12 protein-coding genes and 2 pseudogenes are annotated in these 16,029 nt (G+C 38.6%); 13 read left to right on the plus strand and 1 reads right to left on the minus strand.

Features of this window, described 5'->3' with window-relative positions:
- The first annotated feature begins 9 nt into the window (after positions 1-9).
- The 9 genes from FDY99_RS15820 to FDY99_RS15860 all read left to right on the plus strand — a co-directional run bounded on the left by FDY99_RS15820 (position 10) and on the right by FDY99_RS15860 (position 12,867).
- Positions 10-624, plus strand: a complete 615-nt coding sequence (locus FDY99_RS15820; protein ID WP_139422736.1) for an arsenate-mycothiol transferase ArsC — start codon at positions 10-12, stop codon at positions 622-624.
- Between the two features lie 3 nt (positions 625-627).
- The gene (gene arsB / locus FDY99_RS15825; RefSeq protein WP_139422738.1) at positions 628-1,659 is read left to right on the plus strand and encodes an ACR3 family arsenite efflux transporter; all 1,032 of its coding nucleotides are present in this window, start codon (positions 628-630) and stop codon (positions 1,657-1,659) included.
- A 99-nt stretch (positions 1,660-1,758) separates the two neighbouring features.
- The gene (locus FDY99_RS15830; RefSeq protein WP_139422740.1) at positions 1,759-2,154 is read left to right on the plus strand and encodes a hypothetical protein; all 396 of its coding nucleotides are present in this window, start codon (positions 1,759-1,761) and stop codon (positions 2,152-2,154) included.
- A 169-nt stretch (positions 2,155-2,323) separates the two neighbouring features.
- Positions 2,324-6,667 carry a CusA/CzcA family heavy metal efflux RND transporter gene (locus FDY99_RS15835; RefSeq protein ID WP_139422743.1) on the plus strand — a complete coding sequence of 1,448 codons (4,344 nt, stop codon included), beginning with the start codon at positions 2,324-2,326 and terminating at the stop codon, positions 6,665-6,667.
- Positions 6,668-6,669: 2 nt separating this feature from the next.
- Positions 6,670-7,824 (plus strand): efflux RND transporter periplasmic adaptor subunit, encoded by a 1,155-nt coding sequence (locus tag FDY99_RS15840; protein ID WP_139422745.1) that lies wholly within the window; start codon positions 6,670-6,672, stop codon positions 7,822-7,824.
- A 334-nt stretch (positions 7,825-8,158) separates the two neighbouring features.
- The gene (locus tag FDY99_RS15845) at positions 8,159-9,820 is read left to right on the plus strand and encodes an LTA synthase family protein (RefSeq protein ID WP_228448810.1); all 1,662 of its coding nucleotides are present in this window, start codon (positions 8,159-8,161) and stop codon (positions 9,818-9,820) included.
- A 5-nt stretch (positions 9,821-9,825) separates the two neighbouring features.
- Positions 9,826-10,305 (plus strand): heme-binding domain-containing protein, encoded by a 480-nt coding sequence (locus tag FDY99_RS15850; protein ID WP_139422749.1) that lies wholly within the window; start codon positions 9,826-9,828, stop codon positions 10,303-10,305.
- Positions 10,302-11,063 (plus strand): phosphatase PAP2 family protein, encoded by a 762-nt coding sequence (locus FDY99_RS15855; RefSeq protein ID WP_139422750.1) that lies wholly within the window; start codon positions 10,302-10,304, stop codon positions 11,061-11,063. Before FDY99_RS15850 ends, FDY99_RS15855 begins: the two co-directional genes overlap by 4 nt.
- A 10-nt stretch (positions 11,064-11,073) precedes the next feature.
- Positions 11,074-12,867 carry a heavy metal translocating P-type ATPase gene (locus tag FDY99_RS15860; RefSeq protein ID WP_139422752.1) on the plus strand — a complete coding sequence of 598 codons (1,794 nt, stop codon included), beginning with the start codon at positions 11,074-11,076 and terminating at the stop codon, positions 12,865-12,867.
- 504 nt (positions 12,868-13,371) lie between these two features.
- On the opposite strand, the gene FDY99_RS15865 is transcribed toward FDY99_RS15860, so the two are convergent.
- Complete coding sequence (locus FDY99_RS15865) at positions 13,372-13,923, minus strand: hypothetical protein (protein WP_139422754.1); 552 nt, start codon at positions 13,921-13,923, stop codon at positions 13,372-13,374.
- A gap of 387 nt (positions 13,924-14,310) precedes the next feature.
- Between FDY99_RS15865 and FDY99_RS23715 the strand changes: the two are divergent.
- The 4 genes and pseudogenes from FDY99_RS23715 to FDY99_RS15885 form a co-directional block, all read left to right on the plus strand.
- A pseudogene (locus FDY99_RS23715) lies at positions 14,311-14,454 on the plus strand (helix-turn-helix domain-containing protein); the annotation flags it as partial.
- 169 nt (positions 14,455-14,623) lie between these two features.
- Entirely contained in the window at positions 14,624-15,007 is a 384-nt protein-coding gene (locus FDY99_RS15875) for a hypothetical protein (protein WP_228448811.1), read from the plus strand.
- 31 nt (positions 15,008-15,038) lie between these two features.
- Positions 15,039-15,289 (plus strand): annotated as a pseudogene (locus tag FDY99_RS15880) (DUF3853 family protein).
- 2 nt (positions 15,290-15,291) lie between these two features.
- On the plus strand, positions 15,292-15,996 hold the full coding sequence (locus FDY99_RS15885) for a hypothetical protein (protein WP_139422757.1): 705 nt from the start codon (positions 15,292-15,294) through the stop codon (positions 15,994-15,996).
- Positions 15,997-16,029 lie beyond the last annotated feature (33 nt).

Consider the following 16,029-nt stretch of genomic DNA (forward strand, 5'->3'; position numbering starts at 1 on the left):
TCAATCAAAATGTATAAGAATTTAGTTGAAACAATAAACAATGTTACTACTTTTCAAAATATCAGTGAGGAACGCAAAAGCACATTACAACCACTGATAGATTTTGTACAGCAAAAAGTAAATATTAGACAAGAAATAAATATCAATTTCATTTGTACCCACAATTCTCGAAGAAGCCATTTATCGCAAGTTTGGGCACAGGTAGCAGCGGAACACTATGCTATCCCAAATGTGCATTGTTATTCAGGTGGAACAGAAGAAACGGCATTATTTCCTAAAGTAGCAGAAACTTTATCCAATCAGGGATTTAATATTTTCAAAATAAATGATGGCACTAATCCTGTGTATGCCATAAAATATAGTGATAATTCCCAACCGATAATTGGCTTTTCTAAAAAATACGATAGTCCTTTCAATCCTGTATCAGCATTCGCAGCCATTATGACCTGTTCTCAGGCAGATGGCGGATGTCCGTTTATCGCAGGTGCGGAAAAAAGAATACCTATCACATTTGAAGACCCTAAAATTTCAGATAATACACCGGAGCAGGTGCAGGTATATACAGAAAGAAGTTTGCAGATAGCAACGGAAATTTTTTATGCTTTTTCAATGATTAAAATGTAGCCGATGCAACCAAAACTAAAATTCTTAGACAGATACCTTACCTTATGGATATTCCTTGCAATGGCAGTAGGTATAGGATTGGGATATATTTTTCCCGGTATTTCAAAAATTACAAATGCTCTATCCGCAGGTACTACAAATATTCCGTTGGCAATAGGTTTAATACTGATGATGTACCCGCCATTGGCAAAGGTTGATTATTCATTATTAGCTATGGCATTTAAGGATAAAAAAGTAATCGGTATATCCTTATTGCTGAATTGGGTTATCGGCACGGTACTGATGTTCGGTTTAGCAGTTTTGTTTTTACGGAGCGAACCCGATTATATGACAGGCTTAATTCTTATCGGTTTGGCAAGGTGTATTGCAATGGTTATCGTGTGGAGTGATTTAGCTAAAGCTAACAGAGAATATACAGCTATGTTAGTTGCATTAAACAGCATTTTTCAGATACTTTCTTATAGCTTCTTGGTTTGGTTATTCATCAATGTATTACCTGCAAAATTAGGATTAGCCAATTTCAATGTAAGCGTATCAATGAAAGATGTTACCGAAAGCGTATTGATATATTTAGGCATTCCATTCTTGGCAGGTTTTTTAAGCCGTTACTTCCTTGTAAAATCAAAAGGTATAGAATGGTATAACCGGAAATTTATACCACGAATATCGCCCATTACATTATATGCTTTACTGTTTACGATAGTATTAATGTTCAGTCTGAAAGGCGATAAAATATTAGAGTTGCCAATGGATGTAATAAAAGTAGCCATACCGCTAATCATCTATTTTGTACTGATGTTTTTTGTGAGCTTCTTTATCAATAAATCCCTTAAAGTTCCTTACGATAAAAACGCATCCATCGCATTTACAGCCACAGGAAACAATTTTGAATTGGCAATAGCCGTAGCAATAGCGGTTTTCGGCATTCATTCGCCACAGGCATTTGTGGGCGTTATCGGCCCACTGGTGGAAGTTCCGGTACTCATATTATTGGTAAGGGCAAGTTTATGGCTAAAGAAACAATACTACGAATAAAGAAATTAACAATTTTTAAGAATATATTTTACTTCTTTAGAAATATTATAAAATAGAAAAACTTAATAAAAAATACCTGATTATTAATATCTTTGTAAAGTGAAAAAGTGTTTGGTGGTCATATTACTTTCCTTATATCTCTGTGCTACAACAGAGCTTTACCAGTTGCTGAAATTTCCCGTTTTGGTAGAACACTTTTTTGAACATAAAGCTAAAAATTCCAATATATCTGTTTTGGATTTTCTGAAGCTTCACTATGCAGGGAATCATTTGCAAAATCATCCGCATGATGATGATTACGAACAGGATCAGAAATTGCCTTTTATTAGCCATAATGATTTTTTAACCATTGTTTTTACCCCGGGTTCTGCGGTATGGTTTGAAATTGAAAATCATAATTTACCCGTCGTTAAACGGAAAATTGCTTCATACAATGATGCATATCTGAGCGGGGAGATCATCAATGCCGTCTGGCAGCCTCCGAAATTCTGTTAATCTTTTTTGATTTTTTTTCAGGTGAGTTCATTCATCTGATATTACTGTTTTTGAAAAAATTCGGAAAGCGGCATCTATACATTTTTTTAGGTGTCGGGTTTTCTGTCAATAATTCATTGGCAGTTATAAAATCACATTCAATTATTTTTTACGATTAACAGAATTAAATATGCTTACAAAAATCATTGAGTTTTCTGTAAAGAACAAACTCATTATAGCATTACTGATTCTTGGTTTGATTGGTGTAGGCTCTTACCAGGTGACAAAGTTGCCGATAGATGCCGTGCCGGATATTACCAACAATCAGGTGCAGGTTATTACCATTGCGCCGTCTTTTGGTGCAACAGATATAGAACGGTTGGTTACATTCCCCATCGAGCAGGCCAATTCCAATATTGCCGGACTGAAAGAAATCCGCAGTTTTTCCCGATTTGGACTTTCGCTTGTGACCATTGTTTTTGACGATGGCGTAGATGTCTATTGGGCAAGACAACAGGTTGCAGAACGATTGCAGCAGGTACAGTCAGAAATTCCGCAAGGGATTGGGAATCCACAATTGGGACCTATTTCTACAGGTCTTGGCGAAATTTACCAATACGTTGTCCGCCCGAAAAAAGGCTACGAGCAAAAATATAATATTACAGAACTCAGAACCATTCAGGATTGGATTGTCCGCAGGCAATTGCTTCAGGTAAAAGGCGTAGCCGAAGTCAGTAGTTTCGGAGGAAAGCTCAAACAATATGAAATTGCTGTAAACCCTGATAAACTTAACGCTTATGGAATTACCATCAACGATGTTTTTGATGCACTCAATGCCAACAACCAAAATACAGGAGGAGCTTACATCGAAAAAGGACCAACAGTTTTGTATATCCGAAGCGAAGGTTTGGTGGGAAATATAGAAGACATTCAAAATATTTCCATTACCAATAAAAATAACGATGTTCCGCTTTTTATACGTGACGTGGCAGATGTAAAAACAGGTTACGCCACCCGTTACGGTGCGATGACCTATAACGATAATGGTGAAGTTTCCGGAGCGGTGGTGATGATGCTGAAAGGTGCTAACAGCAGCCAGGTCATCAAAGATGTCAAATCCAAAGTGGCTCAAATTCAGAAAACGCTTCCCGAAGGTGTTGTTCTTGAGCCATTCCTAGACCGAACCAAAATGGTAAACAACGCCATCAGCACCGTAGAAAGGAATCTTTTGGAAGGCGCTTTAATTGTTGTTTTTGTGCTGGTTTTATTTCTTGGGAATTTCAGAGCCGGACTTTTAGTGGCATCAGTTATTCCGTTGGCGATGCTTTTTGCCATTTGTATGATGAATCTTTTCGGCGTAAGTGGAAATCTGATGAGCTTGGGAGCACTGGATTTTGGATTGATTATCGATGGAGCAGTCATCATTGTAGAATCGGTTTTACATCAGTTGATGCTCAATAAAAAATTCAGGAATCTGGCAAAAATTCCCACAAACGAAATGGATGGTATGGTTACAGAATCTGCCGGAAGAATGATGAACAGTGCCGTTTTCGGGCAAATTATCATTTTCATAGTCTATATTCCGATTCTCACATTGCAGGGAATCGAAGGGAAAATGTTTCGCCCAATGGCAGAAACCGTCGCTTTTGCTTTGCTTGGAGCGTTCCTGCTTTCGCTTACTTATATTCCGATGATGAGTTCGGTTTTATTGAAAAAACGAAGCTTAAAACCTTCCTTTTCGGACAGGATGATGAAAAAAATTGAAGGGGTTTATGTAAAAACATTGCTGAAAGTCATCAAAATTCCGAAAACGATTTTTGCCGTTATCTCTGTTCTTTTCATTGCGGCCATTATTTTAATGAGCAGAATGGGAGGCGAATTTATCCCGTCCCTGGAAGAAGGTGATTTTGCAGTAGATACAAGGGTTTTGCCGGGAAGTAATCTGACGACTACGATTGAAAGCACCCAAAAAGCCGCTCATATCCTGAAAACACGTTTTCCGGAAGTGGAAAAAGTGGTGACCAAAATCGGAAGTGGAGAAGTCCCTACCGACCCAATGCCGATGGATGCTTCGGATATGATGGTCATCCTGAAAGACAAAAAAGAATGGACTTCTGCCAAAACTTTCCCTGAATTGTCGGAAAAAATGTCCAAAGCACTGGAAGATGTTCCCGGTATTACGGTTGGTTTCCAATATCCTGTAGCCATGCGGTTTAATGAGCTGATGACCGGAGCAAGGCAGGATGTGGTCATCAAAATTTTCGGTGATAACCTGGATTCTTTGGTGCAAAATGCCAATAAACTCGGTAAAATCATCGAAACTGTAAAAGGAACGCAAAACCTTTATATAGAGCCGGTTTCCGGGCTTCCACAAGTGGTGGTGGAATACAATCGCCCTGCCATTGCCCAGTATCATCTTTCTGTGGCGGATGTCAATCGTATCATCAATACGGCTTTTGCAGGACAAAGCACAGGTTTGGTTTTCGAAGGTGAAAAACGTTTTGATATGGTGGTTCGGCTTAATTCCAATGACCGGAAAAACATCAATGATATTAGAAATCTCCTTGTCCCAACGCCCGCAGGCAATCAGATTCCTTTGAACCAGCTTGCCAAGGTTGATGTAGTACAAGGTCCGAACCAGATTCAGCGGGAAAATGCACAACGCAGAATTGTGGTCGGGTTTAACATCAAAAACCGGGATGTGCAAAGCATTGTGGAAGAATTGCAACAAAAAGTGGACAAACAAATTAAATTACCTGCAGGTTATTCTATGACCTATGGTGGTTCGTTTGAAAATCTCAACAATGCCAAACAACGGCTGATGGTCGCAGTTCCGCTGGCTTTAGCATTGATTTTCGTGCTGCTGTTTCTGGCTTTTAAATCCATCAAAGAAAGCCTGCTGATTTATACCGCTATTCCGCTTTCCATTATTGGCGGCGTTTTTCTGCTGAATGCGAGAGGAATGCCTTTCAGTATCAGTGCAGCAGTCGGATTTATCGCCCTGTTCGGTGTTGCGGTTCTCAATGGGATTGTCCTGATTTCAGAATTTAACCGGCTTCACAAATCAGGAATCAGAAATATCGTAAGAATTGTGGTAGATGGTGGCGAAAGCCGTTTACGCCCGGTTCTGATGACGGCTTGTGTGGCATCGCTCGGCTTTATCCCGATGGCAGTCAGCAACGGGGCAGGAGCAGAAGTACAAAGACCTTTGGCAACGGTAGTCATTGGCGGACTGATCCTCGCAACCTTTCTCACACTGTTTGTTTTGCCGCTTTTGTACATCAATATCGAAAATGGATTTAAGATGAAAAAACCAAAAACTAAAACTATCACGCCGATTTTAATATTCATCCTAATGATTGGCAGTGTGAAACTCAATGCACAAACTACGATTTCTCTGGATGAAGCTATTAATCTTGCGGTTCAGAATAACCGGAATCTGAAAAACGAAAAGCTGCGTTCCGATTTTGCCAAAGCACTGATAAAAACATCCACTGCCGATATTCCGCAAACCTCGGTTAGCGCGGATTACGGACAAATCAACAGTGCCTATAAGGATATGAAATTCGGGGTTTCGCAAAGCATTGCTTTTCCGACGGTCTATAAAAAACAGAAAAACCTGTACACCGAAGAATGGAAAAAAAGCCAGTTAAACGTTTCTCTGAAAGAATTTGAATTGAAAAAATTGGTAAGCCAGACTTATTTTCAATTGGTGTATTGGAAAGAAAAGGAAAAATTGCTGAATGAAGCCTTACAATTATATTCTAATTTTTTGGAGAAGGCAAGCCTTCGTTTAAAAGCCGGAGAAAGCAACGTCTTGGAAAAAGCAACAGCGTCCAACCAGAAATCGGCGATTGATATTCAGTTAAAACAAATTCAGCAGGAAGTCAAAACGCTTCAATTGCAGTTGCAGTGGTTGCTTAATTCTGATGTTGAATATCTTCCTTTGGAAACATCCAAAACTAATCTTTCAAATCCAGAAGTTTCTTCACATCCTTTACTGAAAATGTTGGAACAGCAGAAAACGGTTGCTGAAAAACAAACGGAAGTCGAAAAGTCCAGATTGCTTCCCGGGCTTCAATTGGCGTACAATCTTAATTCATTCAAAGGAACCGGAGCAGATGATAAAATCTACAATGCAACGCCACAATTTCATTCGGTTATGTTAGGTATTTCTGTTCCGATTTTTTCGGGCGGGCAAAAAGCCAGAATTGAAGCTTCTAAAATGGCGGAAAATATTGCCGAAAATGATAGGATAAATACCGAATTTTCTTTGAATAAAAAAGCAACGCAACTCAGGCAAATTTATCAAACCAACCTGGAAATTGTAAACCGTTACGAGTCTTCGGAGCTGAAAAATGCAGAAATCATTACCGAAACCGCTCAGAAACAATTCTCGAATGGGGAAATCAATTATCTGGAATTTGTTATGCTCATCAACCAAACGCTTGCCCTCAAAAGCAATTACACAGATGCCCTTTTGAAACTGAACGAAAGTGCAATCGAGCTTCAATACCTCACTTTAAATCAATAAAAATGAAGACAGTAAAAATTAATTATATATGGATTGTTGTTGTGTTGTGGGTGTTTTCGGCAATCCAATGCCAGCAGAAAGAGGAAACAACTACAAAAACCGGAACACCGAAAGACGAAAATACCGTTAGCTTAACCGATGCCCAACTCCGGAATGCGCCGATAGAAACCACAGAACTTTCGATGCAATCCATCTCGACCGTTCTTAAATTAAACGGAAAAATTGACGTTCCGCCACAGAATTTGGTTTCCGTAAGTACACCTTTGGGCGGTTACCTGAAAAGTACCGGACTACTCCCGGGAATGAAAGTTTCCAAGGGACAAGTGATTGCCGTGATTGAAAACCCTCAGTTTGTACAGCTGCAGCAGGATTACCTGATGGCAAAATCCAAATATCATTTTGCACAGCTGGATTATAACCGCCAAAAAAAGCTCAACCAAAGCCAGGCAAGCAGCGATAAGGTGATGCAGATGGCACAATCGGAGATGAACAGCCAGCAAATTATTATGAATGCCATTGCGCAGCAACTGCAGCTGGTGAACATCAACGCAGGAAGCGTAACTGCCGGAAATATCCGTAAAAGTGTTCCTGTTTACAGTAGCATCAATGGTTTTGTAAGCAAAGTGAATGTGAATATTGGGAAATACGTCAATCCTTCCGATGTTTTGTTCGAACTCATCAATCCTTCGGATATTCATCTCAATCTCAAAGTCTATGAAAAAGATCTTGCGATGCTGAAAACAGGGCAACGGATTGTGGCTTACAGCAATAGCAATCCGGACAAAAAATATGATGGCGAAATTCTCCTCACAGGCAAAGATCTGGACGGAAACGGAATTGCTGATGTCCATTGTCATTTTGAAAAATACGATCCCGAACTGATTCCGGGAATGTATATGAATGCGGAAGTCGAGACCGAAACTTCTTTTTCGAATGCTGTCCCAGAGGAAAGTGTGGTAGATTTTGAAGGTAAAAGCTATGTTTTTGTTGAAGTAAAAAAACAAACCTACAAAATGGTTCCGGTTATCACCAACGAATCCGAAAACGGCTTTATACAGATTCTGAATTTTCAGGATTTTAAAGGGAAGAAAATCGTGACCAAAAATGCATATACTTTACTCATGAAACTTAAAAATACCAGCGAGGATGATGAATAGATTTTTTAAATTTTTAGGTTCATTCATAAAGCCCGCCTTTATGAGCAGATATGGGCTGCTGTTTTCCGCGGTAACGGTATACCTTGTATTATCATTCCTGGTCCGGTTGGTTCTTACCATTATTTCGTCTGATGAGCTTAGCGGCAATATAATTACAAATCTGGCGGTTTTTATCGCAGGTTTTATTTTCGATGTGTCCGTTGCCTTGTTTTTTATTGCTTTTTATAGTTTTTATCTCTTGTTAATTCCGGTCCGGTTGATCGGTACGATGGTAGATAAGATTATAACCTGTTTCATTCTTAGTATTGTGCTGTTGCTGATATTTTTCAGTGCGATGGCAGAATTTCCTTTTTGGGATGAGTTTGGTTCAAGATTCAATTTTATTGCGGTAGATTATCTTATCTATACCTATGAAGTGATTGAAAATATTAACGAATCTTATCCTTTACCGCTTTTGGTAACAGTTTTATTAGCTATGGTAATATTTGTTTTCTATTTGTTGTGGAAAACAGGTGTATTTGAAGCGGCATTTTCTGATAAACTTTCTTTCAGGAAGAGAATAGTCTGTTCTGGCAGCATTCTGTTGATGGCCATCAGTTGTGGTATTTTGCTGTCCAATAAAAATGCTGAATTTAGTGGCAACAGGACAGTAAATGAATTATCTAAAAACGGCGTTTTCTCTTTTTTTGCGGCATTCCGTTCTAATGAACTGGATTACCAAACCTTTTACACCACATTGCCGCACAAACAAACTTACAGTTTACTGCGGAAAAATCTGCTTCAGCCAAATCAAAAGTATCAGTCTGCTGATTTAGGGAATATAGCAAGAATAACGGTTCCGGGCAATGAGAAGCAGGGGCGCCCTAATATCTTTTTGATTACAGTAGAGAGTTTAAGTGCTGATTTTCTTAAAGCCTTTGGTAATAAAGAAGATCTTACTCCAAACTACGACAGGTTAGCTAAAGAAAGTATTTTCTTTACCAATCTTTACGCAACAGGAACGCGAACCGTTAGAGGAATGGAAGCACTGATACTTTCTGTACCGCCCACGCCTGGTAACAGCATTGTGAGAAGACCCGATAATCAGAACCTGATTTCAGTTGCTTCTATTCTGAAAGCTAAAAATTATCAGTTGGATTTTATCTATGGCGGAGATGGCTATTTTGATAATATGAATACCTTCTTTGGCGGACAGGGCTTTGATATTGTCGATAGAGACCGGGGAAATCCCATTCCTGAATCCGTCAACACCAACCGATTCCCGATTTCCGACAACGAAGTTACTTTTGAAAATGCGTGGGGTATCTGTGATGAAGATATTTATAACCAGTCTCTAAAATTTGCCGACAATGCGGCAGATAAGAAGTCGCCTTTCTTTCAGTTTGTGATGACAACATCCAACCACAAGCCATATACTTTCCCGGATGGCAAAATAGACATGAAACAAGGAAGCCGGGAAAGTGCAGTGAAATATACAGATTATGCTCTGGGCAAATTTCTTAAAGAGGCACGAAAAAGATCATGGTTTAAAAACTCAGTATTTGTTATTGTTGCGGATCATTGTGCCAGCAGTGCCGGAAAATGGGAAATTAATATTTCCAAACATCATATTCCTGCGATTATTTACAATATGAACCAGAGAGACAAAATAGACCGACTGACCTCTCAGATTGATGTGATGCCTACACTGTTCGGGTATTTTGGGTGGCAGTATCGGACAGCATTGTACGGAAAAGATATTAATAAGACAAAACCTGGGGATGAAAGAGCCTTCATTGGGAATTACAGGACACTGGGCATTCTGAAACAGAATATTTTTACACAGCTGAACGATCACAAGCAGGTTCATCAGTTTATTTGGCAAAAGGAGAATGATAATATGAAAGAAACAAAACCGGGTAAATATCCGGATCTCGTGAATGAAACAATTTCATACTATCAGTCTGCCAGCGAAAGATTCAAAAGCGGAAAAATGAAAGAACTAAATAATCAATAAAAAAAATGAAAACAAAACTTTTTAAAAAAATAACATCTGGATTGCTGATTTTGTTTATTGGCATTCAATTTTTTACGGTGAAGCTTAATACCTCAACAATATTGCCTGAAAGTTCTATTGAAAAACATTACCGCATTCCCGGCAACGTGCAGCAGATTTTAAAAACCAGTTGCTATGACTGCCATTCCAACAATACCGTTTATCCTTGGTACAGCAAGATCCAGCCGGTAAAATGGTGGTTGGCAAATCATATCAATGACGGGAAAAGACATTTGAATTTTGATGAATTTAGTCCTTATCCGAAAGATAAAAAACTGCACAAATTAGATGAAGTTGCAAAAACTGTTAACACAGGTGAAATGCCATTGAGTAGTTATACTTTCATTCACACCCATGCGAAATTATCTTCTGAACAAAAGGCAATAATCCTAACCTGGGTCAAATCGATGAAAGGTCAGATTAATAAAGAAATTTCGGCACGATGAAAAGAATCATTTTACTGACAATGCTTTTCTTTTTCCAATGGAGTGAAGTACAAAAATCTGTTTTTCAGGAGGATAAGAAGCCGGTTGCAGATTCTTTATCTGTCTATCAATTTGGATATAAAAAACTCATTATTCCTTCGGTTCTTATCGGTTACGGAATTCTAAGCTTAACTTCTGATGATTTGAAGCAATTGAATAAATCGACACAATATGAGATCAGTGAGCATAAACCCGACCATATAAAACTAGACAATTATACCCAGTTTGTGCCGGCTGTTTTAGTTTACGGGCTTAATTTTTCCGGAATCAAGGGGAAGCATAGCCTGAAAGACCGGAGCATCATTCTGGGAACCTCGCTTCTGATCTCCAGTGCGGTTGTACTCCCCATCAAACATCTGGTAAAAGAAGAACGTCCCGATGGTTCTAACAATCTTTCCTTTCCTTCCGGGCATACCGCTTTTGCTTTTGCAACTGCACAGTTTATGTTTCGGGAATATCAGGAAGATCATTTTTGGTTGAGCTTAGCAGGTTATCCTTTTGCATTGTTTACCGGCATTTACAGAACCTTGAATGACAAACACTGGGTAGGTGACGTGGTGGCAGGTGCCGGCATCGGTATTCTCTCTACCGAAGCCGCTTATTGGTTGTTTCCGAAGGTAAGCAAAATATTTTCAAAAAATGAATCTGGAAATACCGTTCTTGTTTATCCTTATTATCAAAGTAAAACACTGGGTGTAGGTCTTTCTTTAAACTTTTAAAAAAAAATCAATGAAAAGCATTAATAAATTTATTATCGTTCTCAGTATCGCATTGGTGGCTCTTTTTCTCGAATTTATCCTGAAGAAGTCCTATTGTGCAAAAACTCTAATTACTGCTACCGGAATTATTATGTCTGTCATCCTTCTGAAAGGGATGATTGACGTGCTTCGTTCCGGGAATTTCGGGGTTGATATTTTGGCTATTTCTGCTATTGCCGCAACATTGGCTGTCGGAAATTACTGGGCAGCACTTATCATTCTCATTATGATTACCGGCGGTGATTCTCTGGAAGATTATGCCCAGAAAAAAGCCAGGAAAGATTTAAAATCACTGCTTGATAACACACCGAGAATTGCCCATAAAAAAATTGGAGATGATCTGACTGATATTTCTGTGGATGATATAAAAATCGGTGATATCATCATCGTAAAACCAAAGGAAATTGTGCCGGTTGATGGTATTCTTCTCAGCGATAATGTGCTGTTGGATGAGTCTTCACTTACGGGGGAATCAAAACCCGCTGCCAAATTGAAAGGGGAAGGTCTATGGTCAGGTTCGGTAAACGGCTCAGGGGCGGTTCTTATTCAGGTATCCAAACTCGCCAAAGACAGCCAGTATCAGCAGCTTGTGCTGTTGGTTCATAATTCTGAAAAAGAGCCCGCACATTTTGTGAGAATGGCAGACCGCTATGCCCTTCCATTTACCATTGTAGCGTTTCTTATAGCCGGAATTTCCTATATGATTACCAAGGATCCCAATCGTATAGCCGAAGTTTTAGTGGTGGCTTCGCCCTGTCCGCTCATTCTCGCTGCACCTATCGCCCTGATTTCAGGAATGAGCAGGTCCAGCAGGAATGGTGTTGTGATCAAGTCCGGAACAGTCATCGAAAAGTTGGACAAGATGAGAGCCATTGCGTTTGATAAAACAGGTACTTTAACCAAAGGAGATCTCGCCGTTGATGAAATAATACCTGAAAATCTTTATTCCAAAGAAGAACTGATAGATTTGGTAGCCAGCGTGGAACAGCAATCCTCTCACGTTCTGGCAGTGTCTGTAATGAAACATATTGGCTCCAAAAATATTCCTCTGGCAACAGATTTAAAAGAAGTTGAAGGAAAAGGCATTGAGGGAAAGGTAAACGACCAATGGGTAAAAGTAGGGAAACTGGATTTTGTTACAGATCAGCAGATTCAGCTAAAATCAGAACAGACCTCTTTGTTTGTTTCGGTTGAAGGCAGATATGCCGGAGAAATAACGTTTTCCGATGAAGTCCGTCCGGAAGCCCGGCAGACCATTGCTCAATTAATGAAAATGGGTATTCGTAAAATCATGATGATTACCGGTGATAAACAAAATATTTCTGAAACAATAGCTAAAGAAATAGGCATTCCGGAAGTGCATTTCGGATGTTTGCCGGAAGATAAACTGAAAATCCTAAAAAATGCAAGTGATGAATTTCGCCCGATTGTAATGGTAGGAGATGGCGTTAATGATGCGCCATCTTTAACTGTTGCTGATGTGGGAATTGCAATGGGAGCCAAAGGATCCAGCGCTGCCAGTGATTCTGCGGATGTGGTGATTTTGAAAGACAATCTGGAAAAAGTAAGTGACACTGTCATCATATCTAGGGAAACAATGAAGATTGCCCGCCAGTCCGTGTTTATTGGTATTGCAGTTTGCACCGTATTGATGCTTATTGCCGCTTTTGGCTTATTACCCGCTTTGCTAGGTGCAGGACTCCAGGAAGTGGTAGATGTGATTTCTATTACCTCAGCGTTGCGTGCTTTGAAGGACAGGACTTAGTTTTTGATAAATATTATAAAGAAATGTCTGAAATTTTTCAGGAGATCAATTGTATAATTTTAAAGGAGTAAAATTTTGAATTAGGAATCAGAAGTACATTGTGTATAAAAATCCACTTGGGTGAGGGATGCTGTTCTCTGGTCAAACGAAGGACTTCTTAGATTCCTCATATTGATAACTATCTCCATATATTTAATTGCAATTTTCATGAAACAACCTATAAATCCCATTGCAATATAAGCGTGAAATTTGTAGTATTCCAGCGAATACTCGGTAAACCGCGGATAAATAGTCGCCTCTGCCCGATAAGATCCTCTTCAAAATGAGAAATCATATTTAGGACGTTATTACTACCTGAATACGCAATTTCGAAAAGTTGTTTGTATAGCTCCTTTGTACCATTGTTAATTAAATACATTATTTATGTTAGGCGTTTTCTGCTCTAATTTAGTAATCTCTTTTTTCTCAAGCTCAACTACAGCTTTACTGCTGGTAGTTTGATTATTATGCTGTTCTTATAAGTGAGATCTGGTACCAGTAAAAGAAGGCTTCCGGATTCCCCTTTTTCAGTTTATTGAGCTTGGAATCAAACTCCTGATCGATTACCAGTTCTTTTATACTTTCCAAACCTTGATATTTTTCAAGTTTCTCTACTTTATACTTCAGCACAGTTGCTAAATAGGCGGCTTTTGCCGCATCGGTAATGGCTCTGTCAATATGATAACTTTCAGAAAATATAAATCTTTTCACCTGCTTGATACCTGCTGAAAGTGCTTTAAAATCTCCCTTCCCCTTTTCCCCACGTGAGCAAATATGAAGTGCCGTATCGTAAATATCGTCAAGGATCCCATTTGCATCGGTTTCACATTTTCTGTAACCAATCTCTGTTTTAGCAAAAACATCGAAAGTCTTGCCAATAATGCTTATATCACTAACAGGTTCCAAAAGACTTCCAATATCGAAAAGCTGCTTCATGATCTCCATCGTTCTGGAATCCCCGCTTTTCTCATAAGGTATTCCCGTCATATTTGGTGTGAAGGCTGTGAGCTTATACACGCTTGCATTTTTAATTTCAAAAATAGATAATATATACACTACATTTAATCTGTTTTTGGATACATTTTTTAAGAAAAAGAGCGGATAGAATAAAAAAAACGTTCGCTATTGACACATTTTTTTAGTTTTCATATATAATTCAAATTATTTTCTTTTTTGAATATGCTTATTCATCGCAGATGAAGCAGAATCTTTCGGTAGTAACGAAAAACTACCGAAAGATATTTCTTGTGATTTTGAAAATTTGTCGAACAAAACAATTTCAAAATTATGGGAATATCTATCATCACCAAAGAGGATCTCCAGGAGTTTAAAACTGAACTGTTGGAAGCAATTAGATTTTTTCTCAAGGATAATAATCCTTAACAAAAATTATGGCTCCGCACCTCCGAGGTCAAAAAACTCCTAAACATATCTTCAGGAACTTTACAAAACCTGAGAATCAATGGCACTTTGTCCTACAGCAAGATCGGAGGAACATTGTATTATAGCTATAAAGATATTCAGAAACTACTGATGGACGTCAAATAGTAATTTCAATCAGCACATGGAAAACAGCAAGAATATCATCAGCTTCTTTGGACGTATTATACAGGATGAGAGACGACATACCTCGCATATCAGTATGTACGTTTCACTTTTCCAATTCTGGAGCCTAAACCATTTTCAGAATCCCTTTCGTATTACTCGTGGAGGAATTATGGAATCAAGTAAAATACGTTCCTTAGCTACTTATCATAAGTGCATCAAAGAATTACATAATGCTGGCTTTATTATATATACTCCTAGCTACGATGCGTACAAGGGAACCTTAATTCAGATCATAGATCCGGAATATGTAGAAAGCTCACAAAAAAAAGCGGTACGGGGACAAAAAATATCAGTACAGAAAGAAAGTTGTTTTGATGTACCAATTTTTTATGAGGTGGAATTATATTTTAACGACCGGAATTTGCCTTCTGCTGAAGCAATTAAGTTCTATTCCTACTATGAGTCCCGAAATTGGAAATTATCTAATGAGAATCTAATGAAAAGTTGGCAGGCAGCCGCAAGAAATTGGATCTCTCATCTTAACAAAAAATGACCATAACTAACCAATCGATTAAAAACAACCAATGAAAAGGATAGACCCACAAACACCTATCTGGAAGCTGACCGTTGAAGAATTTTTGGAAGTCTCGAAAAGTCTGGCATCTGAAAGCAAATATGAGTACGGTTTAAAAGGACTGGCAAAAATTCTAGGATGTTCTATCTCAAAAGCTTCTGAAATAAAGTCTTCAGGAATTCTGAATGAGGCTATCATCAGAAAGGGAATATCATCATTATCGATAGGCAAAAGGCATTAGAGCTTTTTGCACAAAAGTAAAAATGTATTATCTGGAGCTTATACAAAGATTTTGGGATTTCAACCAAAAAGCGCAGCTCAATACTACGTCTATTACATTTTATCTATATCTGCTCAACTTGGCGAGCAATAACAATGGATATGATGTTGTCATTTCTGATGTTGCAATAAGCAATGCCCTGGGAATCACAAGAAAGACCGTCAAATCTACAAAAGAAAAACTACAGATATTAGGATTGATACGGTATGAAAATAAGAAAGGGCTTCCTTCTTCCTATAGAGTAGTTTTGGATTATCCTATATCACCTCCGGAATTTGACAAAACTGAAAAGCTTGAATTCGAAAGCGGATCCAATGTTCCGGAAGTTGAAAGAACAGATGATCTGCCATTGTATGATTTATTGGTTCAAAATATTGATAACATCAGCAAACCGGAAGATGGGACACCGGTGAGCGATGTTTCAAAACCACCAATCAGTAACGATCAAAGACCTTCTTTCGATGAGTTTCTCGAATATGCCCAAACCCTGGCAGGTTACGAAATCTCATTAGATTCAGCTATTAAAGATAAATATGATTCGTGGGTTGAGAATGATTGGAAAAATGCTTCAGGCAGACCTGTTAACAACTGGAAATCGTCCCTGAAAGGTACTTTTCCATTTATGAAAAACAAGACGGTTGACAGAGATCTATCCATACGATCAATTCCCAATATCGAACGACCTTGATCATCTTTGGATAAAGACCAGTTCAAGATAAAA

The sequence above is a fragment of the Chryseobacterium mulctrae genome (genome assembly GCF_006175945.1).
In the GTDB taxonomy this organism is placed as follows: domain Bacteria; phylum Bacteroidota; class Bacteroidia; order Flavobacteriales; family Weeksellaceae; genus Chryseobacterium; species Chryseobacterium mulctrae.